General features: G+C 51.9%; 5 protein-coding genes. 2 read left to right on the top strand and 3 right to left on the bottom strand.

The genetic code is table 11. The annotated features are described in order from the left end of the window. Positions 1 to 2 precede the first annotated feature (2 nt). From H8B14_RS01020 to H8B14_RS01010, 3 genes are all read right to left on the bottom strand, one after another. Positions 3 to 3,176 carry a SusC/RagA family TonB-linked outer membrane protein gene (locus tag H8B14_RS01020; RefSeq protein WP_261989839.1) on the bottom strand — a complete coding sequence of 1,058 codons (3,174 nt, stop codon included), beginning with the start codon at positions 3,174 to 3,176 and terminating at the stop codon, positions 3 to 5. 448 nt (positions 3,177 to 3,624) lie between these two features. Further along, on the bottom strand, positions 3,625 to 5,007 hold the full coding sequence (locus tag H8B14_RS01015; protein ID WP_187313774.1) for a SusD/RagB family nutrient-binding outer membrane lipoprotein: 1,383 nt from the start codon (positions 5,005 to 5,007) through the stop codon (positions 3,625 to 3,627). A 30-nt stretch (positions 5,008 to 5,037) separates the two neighbouring features. After that, the gene (locus tag H8B14_RS01010; protein ID WP_187313773.1) at positions 5,038 to 8,352 is read right to left on the bottom strand and encodes a SusC/RagA family TonB-linked outer membrane protein; all 3,315 of its coding nucleotides are present in this window, start codon (positions 8,350 to 8,352) and stop codon (positions 5,038 to 5,040) included. 275 nt (positions 8,353 to 8,627) lie between these two features. Between H8B14_RS01010 and H8B14_RS01005 the strand changes: the two genes are divergently transcribed. Beyond that, positions 8,628 to 11,663: a SusC/RagA family TonB-linked outer membrane protein gene (locus H8B14_RS01005; RefSeq protein WP_187313772.1), complete on the top strand. Its 3,036-nt coding sequence runs from the start codon at positions 8,628 to 8,630 to the stop codon at positions 11,661 to 11,663. Between the two features lie 34 nt (positions 11,664 to 11,697). Then, complete coding sequence (locus H8B14_RS01000; protein WP_187313771.1) at positions 11,698 to 13,113, top strand: RagB/SusD family nutrient uptake outer membrane protein; 1,416 nt, start codon at positions 11,698 to 11,700, stop codon at positions 13,111 to 13,113. Positions 13,114 to 13,191: the final 78 nt, after the last annotated feature.

Genomic DNA, 13,191 nt, shown 5'->3' with positions numbered 1-13,191 from the left:
AGTTAGAAAGCTAGGTTGAGACCACCGGTGAATACCCGCTGCTGCGGATTGCTATTGAAGTCAACACCAAACTGTTGGTTGGTTTCACCATTGGAGTTAACTTCTGGGTCAAGACCGGTATAGTCAGTTAACGTAAACACGTTCTGTACTTGGCCGTAGATCCGAAGGCGGCTCAACGATTTGAATGGCCCGATGTTTTTAGGCAAAGTATAGCCGAGGGTGATGTTCTGCAAGCGGAAGAAGTCACCATCTTCCACAAAGCGTGATACCGACGAGTTGTTGAGGTTAATGAAGTCGGAATTGCGGAATACCAGTTTCGGTACGTCAGTATTGGTATTGGTAGGTGTCCAGCGGTTCAGGATTTCGGTGCCGTTGTTTACGAAATCCATGCGTAGCAACTGCTGACGCGACACGTTCATGATCTTGTTGCCACCAGAGAAGCGAGCAAAGATATTCAGGTCGAAGCCTTTGAACGTGAAGTTGTTGTCGATACCACCAAACCAAGTGGGGTTAGAGTTGCCAAGAATCTTACGGTCGCGGTCAGCTTGCAACGGCGTCGTACGCGCTACTTGACCTGCCGGAGTAGTACCGGTAGCTGGGCCGAGGGTTGCGCCTGGGTTGCTTGGGTCATAAGGATAATAGGTATTATTATCAACGTTTGCCTGCACCAAGGATCCGTCACCTTTACGGTAGATCGGATAGCCGAACGAAGAATTCACGCCCACATAATCGTATCCGTAGATCGAGCCAATGGCTTCACCGACCCGGGTGATATTGTAGGTGTTGAGAATGTCTTCGTTGTTGTTGAGCGCCAGTACCCGGTTCTTATTAGTAGAGAAGTTTATGTTGGTTGCCCACGTAAAATCTTCCCGGTTTATATTTTGAGAAGTGAAGTTGAATTCAAATCCCTCGTTACGCATCTCACCGATGTTGGCATTGTAGCCGTTACCAGGAACACCTAATGAGAGAGGTACTCTGACAAACAACACAAGGTCGTCGATATCATTGCGGTAGTAGTCAGCCGATAACGAGAACCGGCCATCCAAGAACCCCATATCCAGACCTACGTCTTGTTTGGTAGACGATTCCCACTTCAGGTTCTGGTTGCCGAATTGACCGTTGCGGTTGTAGGCAATGCCATTCTGCGAGCCATACTTGCCGGGGCCAAACAGACTGGCATAAGGGAAGAAACTGCTTCCGATGCCTGTATTACCTACCACAGCATAACTGGCCCGAACTTTCAGGTCAGACAGTACAGTCCGAATAGAGGACTCGCGCAGGAACGATTCCTCGGAAATACGCCAGCCAATAGAGCCACCTGGGAACCAGCCCCGACGATTAGCCGACGGCAGCCGTGAAATAGCATCATTACGAGCCGTTAAGCTCACCAGATACCGGTCTTTTAGCGAGTAGTTTATGCGGCCGAAATAGGAGTCAAACCCTTCTTCTGCGAAACCGCCTCCCACGTTGGGCGTCACGAAGGTGCCGGAAATGATGTTGTTCGGACCAAAGTAACGGTCTGAAAGACCAGTGGCCTGTGCAAAGAACGATTGCGCGGTGGTTTTCTGGTATTCTACGCCACCGACAAATCCAATCTTATGAACATCCGCCAAAGTTCTGTTGTAGGCAACCGTATTTTGCCAGTTAAAGCGGAACGTAGGAAGGTACTGCTGATATACTAAGCCATTCGATCCACGACCGTCACCGTGGCGAGGATCCAAGTATTGAAAGTCTTCGTTGAGGAAAAAGTCGGTGCCGTACTGCGTGCGCAAACGCAGGCCTGCTATTGGTTCTACTTCCGCATAGACATTGCCCAGAATGCGGTAGTTGGTAGCCTCATACCGATTGTTCTCTAACGGGAAGAGAATATTGGTGTAGTTAAAGTCGATAGTGGCGGCGTTGTTGCCTTGGCCGAGTACGGCTGGATTGACCGTACTGATGAAGGGTGTGCCGTCGGGGTTACGAGCCGGTACGTTGGGATATAGCGACAGCGCGTTGGTCACGTTGCCCGACAGGCCGTTCCGACTGGTGTTGAGACCAAGGTTCTCGGTGCGAGTCAAGCCCATGTTCACGCCAACACGCAACCATTTTGCTACTTCCTGATCGAGGTTAGCACGGAAGTTAGCCCGTTTCAGCGAGTTGGCAACAATCACACCTTCCTGGTTGGTATAACCGCCGGAAAAGAAATAGTTGGTCTTCTCTGTAGCCCCTGAAACAGAAACCGAATGGTTCTGCTGGAAACCGGACCGGAATATCAGATCCTGCCAATCGGTGCTTACGTTATTCTCGTAGGGGGCTGCAATTGGTGTGTAAGCGGCTTCACCTACCGAATTACGATACTTTTCGTTGGAAATCTCAATAAACTGATCGGCGTTCAGGACCTCGTACCGCTTCAGTGTTTCTGCCACACCCAACCACGTATCATACGTAACCTTGGCTTTGCCTAGGCGACCTTTTTTGGTTGTAATCAGAATGACACCGTTAGCTGCTCGCGAACCGTAGATAGCTGTTGCCGATCCATCCTTTAGGATTTCGTACGACTCGATATCATTTGGGTTGATATCACCCAAAGGATTGTTGGGTGTAACACCACTTTGGTTTCCTGTTACTACCGGTACTCCATCGAGTACAATAAGCGGATCACCAGCAGAAGAAATAGAGTTGGTGCCTCGAATACGAATCCGAGGTGCCTGCCCCAGAATTCCCGAAGGGGTAGTGACTTGAACACCAGCAGCACGGCCAGCTAATTGCTGATCAAAACTTGGAGTTGCCAGCTGAGCAATGGATTCGCCTTTAACCGATACAATAGAACCGGTTACGTCACGACGCTCCTGGGTGCCGTAACCTGTCACAACTACTTCGCTGAGCTGTTTGGTATCTGGCGCAAGCGCAATGTTGAGGGCATTGTCTGTACCAATTGCCCGCTCGATACCAACATAGCCAACTGAACTGATAACAAGTGTGCCACCTGTAGCGGGCACATTGCTCAATGTATAGCTGCCATCAGAATTGGTTGAAACACCATTAGTGGTGCCCTTTATCAACACTGTCACACCGGGTAATCCTTCACCGGTCTGGCGGTCGGTTACCCGACCGGACAGGCTTCGGTTCTGAGCCGCTACCTCCTGAAAAGCGGAGGCCATGAGCAAAGTGCCCACGAGTAAGGTTTTTTGCATGAGGAGTGAGTAAGGGAAAAAAGTGAAAATGTGCTATCGAGGGAAATCCAACGGTTTAAAAGCCGCTTACAAGCCAACCTCCGAAGTCCGAATTTACAACTGGATTATCAATTCCAAAATAAAGAGAGAATATTCGCTGGGTGGCCAGCATAAGGCAGGCAATGGATGCGGCAACATTTGCAATCAAAAAAAATTATTTGAACTATAGCTATAATAGTTGTTAGGATTATTTTTATATAAAGTAAGGGGTCTTGATGCGCATCAGTCGTTGTATACTATGATAAAACACACATTAGAAGTAGATTAAATAGATTTCTACAATCTTTATTTCTGTTACAGGGAAGGCTATATATAAAAATAAAAGAGTTCTGCTCAATCTGAGCAGAACTCTTAAATGAGATACAAGCAAATCTATTGGTTCGTATATCTGAATTGCAAAGTGTAAGTGCTATTGGTTTACCGTAGTCTTTGAGAAAAGGTCTGGTAGCGGCCTAGGGGTGTTGGTGTTGGAATTTACCTCAGATTGAGAGTATAGGAACCGCTGAGGAAAGGCCGGTGTAGGTGCACCCGGCAACTGACGTTTGTTCGGCAGACCAATTGCATTGTTAGTGCGCCGCAAATCATTAAAAGGCTCAATCTGCCCAATAAAGCTCACGTAACGCTCCGTTAGAATCTCATTGATCATATTCGCTTGCGAAGCGCCACCCGGGATATCGGCTAGTGTGTAGGCATCGTAGCGGCCAGCAGGATATTTAGAGGTCAGTGCCGCACGGTGGGCGTTCAGCGCGGTGAGAGCACTGGTTAGGTTGCCAGTGCGAGCGTACGCTTCGGCTAGTATCAGCTGGTTTTCAGAATACGTGAGAAGTGGAAAATCCTCTGCTGGATCGGCGAAACCGGAGTTGGCCAGCAACTGGTAATCGTTGGGATTATTAGGTGTAGATGACGCGTTAAAGAAAAAGCTGAAACGCGCCGACTCATCTGTTTTGCTGTTGTTGCGGTTGTTGCCACCTGGCCGACCCGGATCCAGTAAGCGGGCGACATACGAATCGGTACCAGTCAGGTAGCTAACCCGCTCAGAATTGAACTGGTAGTAGAAGTTCTCGGCGCCGTCCGATTCCTTGTGCGGCATGATCCAGTCGTTGGCCGGCGAGCTTATGCCATTAAGAGCTGCCTGGCGGGCCAAATCATACTGCTTGGTATGCAGGTAGTAGCGTGCTTTGAGAGTATAAGCCGCAGCGGCCCACTTAGGCCCATTTCCCTGGTAGAAAATGTCGCGCGGAGCACCACCGGCCGTATTGATTTTGGCAATGGCCTCATCTAGTTCTTGTTGCAACACCGCGTACACCTGCACCTGCGGGTCGTACACCGGATTGGGGAAGTTGATACGGTCGTTTACTTGGCTGAAAGGAATGTCGCCAAAAAGGCTGGTGGCTGTGCCTAATGTGTGGGCTTCCAGAACCTGCAGAATGCCTGACAAGCGGGGATTCTGCTCTTGTAATGCCCGGGCCGCCGCAATCCGGCTTTGCGTGGCTACATCTACATACATCGTCGACCACATATTGTCGAAGTTGCCGGCCGTGACGTCGTAGCGGTTGATGCTGTTGTACTGCTGGTTGGCACCGGTGAACTGGGCAGTCCACATGGCCGAGATGCGGGCGGCTTCGCCTTCATGAATAACAGCATCGGCCAACTCAATGCCTTGTAGCATATTCTGGGCGTCGGCTGATGGCGGCTGGTTCGGATCAACGTCCAGATCATCTACGAAGTCCTGGCAAGAGCCCAATAGTAGCCCTAGAAACAGCAGAACGGTATAATTGAATTTTATTTTCATGAGAACGGAATGCAGAAGGAGAGCAAATGACTAATAGGTGAGGCGCAGGCTGACGAGGAACGAGCGGGTGCCGGGGTTGTTGAAATACTCCAGGCCCCGGCCGGCGCTCTGGCCAGTTAGGTTGGTTTCCGGATCTACACCTTTGAACTCCTTGGTCCACAGTACCAGATTGCGGCCAGTTAAGGTGAACTCAATGTTGTTGAGCTTCGTGAAGCTGCGGAAGCCTTCCGAGTTCAGGGTGTAGCCTAGCGTCAGCTCGCGCAGGCGCATCCAGGTAGCATCCTGAATAAACTGCTCACTGATATTGCCGAAGCCACCGCCGTTGCCCCGGTACCAGGTTTCATTGAGCGCAACCGGCCCGGCACCGAAGTTGCCGATGCTGCCACGGAAAGTCACGGAGCCATCTGCATTGGTGCTGGGCGTATTAGCGTAGAACGCCGCGGCAGTAGCTCCGCTGAATACGCGCGTGCTGCGCGCCTCTTCTGCCGTTAGCGTAGTTTCCACATCCGTGAACTTGGATACGCCGAAATTACGCAGGATGCTTTCTGTACCGGCCCAGATGTCGCCGCCCTGCTGCCTTTCCACGAGAGCGTAGAGGCGCAGGCCTTTGTAGCTCAGCGTGGTGTTCAGGCCCGAGCGCCAATCGGGGTTTGGGTCACCAATTACACCTTCTGTGGCTGAGGCTATCGGGAAGCCATTATCACCTACTCGGATACCACCGGCATCATCCCGGTCGAAGCGGCCGCCCCATAACGCGCTAAACGGATAGCCTTCCACTACTCGAGCCGATGTGCCCACGAAGCCTGCCAGAAACAGGGATTCAGCGCCCGAAACGCTGAGCACTTTATTGCGGTTGCGGGTCCAGTTGCCACCCACGTTCCAGGTAAAATCACCCGTCTTTATAATATCGGCGTTCAAATCAACCTCGATGCCTTTGTTGCGAATCTGAGCGGCGTTGGCCCATTCCGAGGTGTAGCCGGAAGAAGGTGGCGTAGGCCGCGTGATGATAACATCGGAATTGAGGTTGCGGTAGTAAGTCGCGCCCAGTGTAATACGGTCCTGCAGAAAACGCAAATCAATACCACCTTCCAACTCATCTTTACGCTCAGGCTTCAGTTGCGAGTTGCGGCGCGTCGATGTACGGGAAAAAGAACCATCGTAGGAAGCTGGGTTGGCAATTACACCGTAGCTGTCGCCACTGCTGGCTTCTACATATACGTCGCGTACTATATACAACGGCGGCTCCAAACCTACGCGGCCATAAGCGCCGCGGAGTTTACCGAAGCTAAGAACAGAGTTGTCGGCGAGAAAGGGTAGCTTAGAGAACTGCCAGGCCAGATCAACTGAAGGGTAGAAGAACAGGCTGCGGGTTTCTGGGCCAAACGTAGAGGAATTCTCCAAGCGGCCGCTGGCATTCAGGAACAGTTGCTCGTTGTACACGAGGTTGATGGTGCTGTAAGCCGCCGAGTTACGTCGCTTCGATTCAGAGTCGAAAGATTGAACATTGGCCAGCGCCGCGTTGCCGAAGAAGCTCAGGTCGCGCACATCCAGAATGAAGCGGCCATAGGTGGCGCCGTAATTGTACTCGGTGCGTTGGTTGAAGTTGGTGCCTATCAGCAGCGTGCCGCTCAGCTTTTCGCTGAAGGAATGCGAAGCCCGGGCGAATACATCACTGTTTAGCTGGGTTTCGGTGTAGTTCTCCTCAGTAGCAGAACCTAAACCGGCGTTTTCAGCTGAGTTGATTGGATACAGGTCCCGGCGGATTTCCGAGTAGAAGTCGGCGCCGAAGCGGGCCGTGATGCTCAGCCAGGGCAGTGGATCAAGGCCAATTTCGGAGGAGCCGATAAACCGGTCGACTACGTTGGGGTTTTTCTGCTCCTTGATGGTCCAGAGGGCGTTGTTGTAGCCCGGATTCTGCCGCTGCCCAATCTGGTTGCGGTAAGAGCGTTGGCGGTTAACGCCTACTTCTGTCGGGCTGAAATACGTGCCGATGTAATCCGACTGATCGAAGTCCGGTGACGTACGCAACAGACCCAGGTACAGGCCAGACGTATTGGAGCCCTGCTGAATCCGGTTGGACGTTACGCGGCTGTAGGTGGAGGTGCCAGCCAAACGGACCACTTTATTGAAGCGTTTCTCGGCGTTGATGCGGGCTGTGGAACGGCGGTAGTCGGAGTTGTAGCGGATAATGCCTTTCTGATTCAGATCCGACAAGCTCACGAAGATGTTGCTTTCGCGGTTGCCGGCGCTCAGACTAAGGTTGTTTTCCAGAAAGCTGCCCGTATTGAAAACGCCGTCAAAGTTTTTCTGCAGATAGGTTTCCCGGCTGTTTTTGCGCGTGATGGGATAATACACGTTGCCATTAGGAGCTACAAAGTAGCTCGGCGAGTTGCGGTTCACATCGTCGGGTGCGCCACTGCGGTTGGCAATTTTGTCGCCCCAGGTGTAGCCGGCATCAATCTGCCCGGTATTGACGGTGGTGGCATTGCCATTGCTGCCCTGGCCGTACGCGTCCTGCAGATCGTGCTTGTAGGAAATCCGGTCGATGGAATACGTAGCACCATACGTGACGCTAAGCTTGCCCGCTTCGGTACTGCCGCGCTTGGTTGTGATGACGATAACACCATTGGAAGCCCGGGAGCCCCATAAAGCTGCCGCCGCCGCTCCTTTCAGCACCTGTACTGAGGCAATGTCATTGGGGTTGATGTCATTCAGGCGCGACTGTTGGGCTACACCGGCCGTGGAAGTGCCCTGCGAGCCAACCCCGGAAGAGGTGTTGAACATCGGAACACCGTCGATTACAATCAGCGGTTGCGTTTCGCCATAAATGGTGTTTTGCCCTCGAATCTGGATATAAGCGCCGGCGCCGGGGTCACCGTTGGAGCGCGTGATGGACAAGCCAGAAGATTTACCTGATAAGCCTGTAATGACGCTGGTTTCACCGGACTGCGTTACGGCAGCTCCGGTTACGCGGGAGCTGGCCGTGCCAAGCTCATCTTTGTTTTCTTTAATGCCTAGCGCCGAAACCACTACTTCGCTCAATTGCTTGGCATCAGTTTCCAGGCCAACATTGATAGTGCTGCCACTAATAGGACGCTCTACTGTGGTATAGCCGACAAAGCTGAATGATAGAGTGCTGGCAGAAGCTGGTATTTCCAGGGAAAAACGGCCATCAGCATTAGTTGAAGTGCCGACGTTGGTGCCCTTCACCAAAACGGTCACTCCTGGTAGTCCCTGCCCATTCGTCTGGTCAGTGACTTGGCCAGAAATCGTTCTGACTTGCGCGTCCACATGCTGCAGAGAGACTGACGTAAGGAGGGGGATTAGTAGTAAATGTCTCTTCATGTGAGCGGGAAAAAATGAGAAAATGAAAAACCGGGTGGAAAATAATCAAAATATGTACAGGGTGTAGAGGACAGTGTGAAAAGGTTAAATTTTAAAATTATTCTATTGAATATGCTCTTGCCAAGAGTGCGTGATTAATTCTTGTCTGAAAAAGTTGCCATGTTCGCAATACAAAAAATCACGTCTGCACCCTATATGCATTGGGGTTTTTTCGTTACGTTTGGCCCAAATCTTTCATATACCTCAACTTTCACTCACTAAACTCACTCACCTACATGCGTAAACTTCTCCTAAGTGCGCTGATGGTGTCGCCAGTCCTGATGCAGCAGGCAGCGGCCCAAAATCGCAGCATTTCTGGCCGTGTTACCGACACGGCCACTGGGCAAGGACTGCCCGGTGTAACTGTTCTCGTGAAGGGAACTACGGTAGGAGCTTCTACCAATGCTGACGGCTCTTACACACTGAGTGTGCCAGCCTCGGCTACCACCCTGACTTTCAGCTTTATTGGCTACGGCTCCGTAGATCGTCCCATCGGCGACGGTTCTGCTGTCAACGTATCTCTGGCTTCTTCTGCCCGTAATCTGGACGAAGTAGTAGTGACGGGTCTGGCTACCACGATCAAGCGCGCCAACCTTGCCAACTCTATTACTACCATTTCTGCTAAAGACCTGACGGGTAGCACCCGCCCAGTATCGGTAGATGCTGCCTTAAGCGGCAAAGTGGTAGGTGCTAACATTGCCCAAACCAGCGGTGCTCCCGGTGGTGGTATGTCGGTACAGCTGCGTGGTATTTCTACCATTAATGGCTCTTCACAGCCACTTTATGTTATTGACGGTGTATATGCCATCAATGCAGAGGTAGGCAACGGTGCTGGTTCGGCGGCCTTCTCGGGCGCGGCCGCCGGTACGGGCCGCACCACTCAGGACAACGGTATCAACCGTCTGGCTGACCTGAACCCCAACGACATTGAGTCGATTGAAGTACTGAAAGGCCCCAGCGCAGCTGCCATCTATGGTACGCGTGCCAACGCCGGTGTAATCGTTATCAAAACCAAGCGTGGTGCTGCCGGCAAAACCCGCATCAGCTTCAACCAAGACCTAGGCTTCGCCGAAGCTTGGCGCCTGCTTGGTAAGGAAGACTGGACCGACCAGAAGCTAGAGAAATTCTACACGGGTGCTCGCCTAGCTTCTGAAAAGTCGAAGCTGGCTGCTGCCAACGCTTCCGGCCAGATTTTCGACTACGAGAAGGAAATCTACGGCAATACGGCTTTCCTGCGCAACACAGGCCTGAGCGTATCGGGTGGTAATGAGCGTACACGTTTCTACGTGGCTGGTTCTACTACCAAGGAAGACGGCATTGTAAAGCGTACCGGTTTTGAGCGTCACTCTGTACGAGCCAACATCGACCAGAAAATTGGTCAGCGGATTGATATTGGCCTAAGCGGTAACTATATCAACTCTTCCAACCAGCGTGGTTACACTGGCAACGACAACAACGGTATTTCGCTGGGCTATAACTTAGCTTATACACCGAGCTACGCGCAGTTGTTCCCAAATGAAGCCGGCCAGTATCCGGATTCTGATTACACAGGTGATAACCCGCTGGCAGTAGTTGGCCGCGCCATCAACGAAGAAACCACCAACCGCTTCGTTCAGACGGCAAACTTCACACTGCGTCTGATCGACAACGAAACTTCCTCACTGCGCTTTGCCGCTCAGGGTGGTGTCGATTACTCGGCTAGCGAAGCCTTGCTCGCACTGCCTGGTGATATGCAGTCACAACGTGCTCGGGCCTTGCCTGGTGTTGCTCGCGTAGCCAAGAACAACTTCTTCAATACCAACTTGCAGGGCTTCCTGATTTACGACTGGAAATTAGGAGAAGCTGTAAACTTTACTTCGCAGGTAGGTACTGTCCGTCTGTCGCAGCGTCAGAACCTGAGCTTTAACCAAGGCCAAAACCTGTCTCCCGGACCGCCTTACACGCCTAACCGTGGTACGGTGACGTCACAGGAAACAGTTCTGTCAAACGAAGCCGACGTTGGCTTTGTAGCGCAGCAGGAAGCTAACTTCCGTGACCAGATCATTGCTACGGCCGGTGTACGTTTCGATAAGTCAAACCGCAACGGTGACCCAGACAAGTACTACGCTTTCCCTAAAGCCTCGTTGGCCGTTAACTTGGCTAAGTTCGGTTTCTGGACGGTAGAGCCAGTCAACTTGGTGAAGCTGCGTGCTGCCTACGGTGCTACTGGCGGACCAGCTTTCTTCGGCGCTCTGTATTCGCCACTGGTGGCTACATCTACAGGTGGTCGTGCTGGTTTGCTAACGTCTACTTTGTTGGGTAATCCGGACATTAAGCCAGAACGTGCAACGGAGCTGGAAGCCGGTATCGACTTGGGATTCCTGGAAAACCGTATTGGGTTTGAGGCTACTGTGTACAACAAAGAGGTGTTTGACTTGGTCAACACGTACTCGCTGGCTCCTGCTACCGGTCTGACCTCTATCCGGGCGTACAACATCGGTGACCTGCGCAACCGCGGTCTGGAATTAGCTTTGAATGTGAATCCAGTACGCAAGGCCTTCCTGAACTGGAACTCGTCGACGCAGTTCTGGCTAAACCGCACGGAAGTAACCAAACTGTACGAAACGCCGTTGCGAGTTGCGCCCTTTAACACGGGCTCCGGCTTCGGTGCCACCTTCGGTCGCAACGTATTCGTAGTAGGCGAGTCGCCTTCACGCTGGTACGGTACGCCAAACGATCCGAACAGCCCGAACTTCAGCGGCCTGACGCGTTACGAAGATGCCCAGCCAACGTTCCAGATGTCGTTTCTGAACTCGTTCACGATTGCGAAGAACTTTGAGTTGTCGTTCCTCTTCCACTGGAAGAAGGATGGTTATAACAGCAACCTAAGTGAATTGCTAAAAGACGAAGGAGGTACTACGGAGGACTGGAGCGAAGACAGTGGCTTGTTGGCTGCTGATGGCACGCCAGTTACGAAAGGCGAGGCTCGCCAAGGCGCTTCCACTGCTGGCTTGACTGCTCGTCAGTTTATCCAGAATTCGGGTTATGTACGTCTGCGTGAAGCCTCCTTGTATTACTCGCTGCCTACTGCTCTGCGTACCAGCTTGTTCAAGGAATATGTATCGAACATCAGAATTGGTGTGTCAGGGAACAATTTGATTACCTGGACGGATTATGTAGGCTACGATCCGGAAGTTTCCAACTTCGGCGCAACTGCCAACTTTGCTCAGGTTGACGTGGCTGGTTACCCAAGCACCCGCCGGGTATTCTTCCACTTGGGCATTGACTTCTAAGTCCTGACTTTTTCACCCACTGATTCTTCAAACCATGTATACTTTCTCCCATAAGCGTACGCTGACCGCCGCCGCGCTGGTTATGCTGCTGGGGACTTCTTCCTGCGGTTTCTTTGAGACTGAAGCAGTAACTGACCCAAACAACCCTAGCCTCAATGCAGTACTCACCAATGCCAACAAAGCGCAGCTTGATGCACTGGCTGTTGGGGTAGAGGCCTCTTATCGCGCTGGCCACACTGGCAATGCCCCATATAACTGGGTGGCTGGTGTATTAGGCCGTGAGGTGACTGTACTTGCTTCTACAGAGTCGCGCTGGTACGCTGAGCTACAGGGCACCCGCACCACCCTCGACGATGCTGCCTACTATAATGGATATTACATTCCATTCTCACAGATGCGTCGTGCGGCTCAGGTGTTCCGCCAGTCGAGCAACAATAGCCAGGCGTATACCACCGAACAGAAAAAAGGTGTTGATGGCTTCACCCACACCTACGAAGCATTAGCCAAGCTGATGATTCTTAACATGCAGGGTGAAAACGGCATCCGTATTGATCTGGATGATCCATTGAAGCCTGGCAAGTTTGTGTCGCAGGCTGATGCGCTAACTAACATCCGCCAGTTGCTCGACCTTGCCTCTACAGAGCTGGACGCCGCGGGTACTTCTTTTGGTTTTCCACTATCGGCTGGATACACAGGCTTTAACACGCCCGCTACCTTTAAGCGCTTCAATCGTGGCCTTGCTGCTCGTGTAGCATTGTATCAGAAGGATTACGCTGGTGCTAGAACGGCATTAGCTGCCTCTTTCCTGGATGCTGCTGGTAGCTTGACAGTTGGCCCTAAGCTGACATTCAACCCTGCTATTGCAGGTGATGCTGGCAACCCATACTTTCAAGTGCCGAACAACACTGGCTCAACTGTAATTGGTGTACCTGATAATGTAGTGGCGGAAGCCGAAGTTGGTGATGCTCGTTTGGCCAAGATTGGCCAGCGTACTGCCGCTCGTGTAACAGGGGGTATCTCGCAGATCAACGAAGCCCGTGTATTTGCCACCAACACCAGCCCACTTGACATTCTCCGCAACGAGGAGTTGGTATTGATTTCAGCTGAAGCTAAAGCCAATACGAATGATCTGCTTGGTGCTTTGGCTGATGTGAACATAATCCGCACTCGCGCCGGCAACTTGCCAGCTCGAACCCGTCCTTTCTCTAGTGTTGAAGAAGCAACGGATGAAATCCTGCGTCAGCGTCGCTACTCACTCTTCTATGAAGGGCATAGCTTCGTAGACTTGCGTCGTACCGGCCGTCTGCGGCCTAATGTTATTGCCTCTGCCGCAACCACGTTCCCATACACGCTGGCTTTCAGCAGCACTATTGGCACAAATGCATACCGTTTGCTGGCGTCTATGCCTCGTCCAGCGGCTGAAAAAGCCTGGGACAGTGTAAACCCATAATCCGGGTCAGGTATTTTTGATCTGAAAAAAGGCCCTGCGTACTACGCAGGGCCTTTTTTATTACTGAGGCTAAACCGA

The sequence above is a fragment of the Hymenobacter puniceus genome, assembly GCF_014333525.1.
GTDB lineage: Bacteria > Bacteroidota > Bacteroidia > Cytophagales > Hymenobacteraceae > Hymenobacter.
Note: the sequence above shows the minus strand (reverse complement) of the source record. Positions and strands in the feature narration are given on the sequence as shown.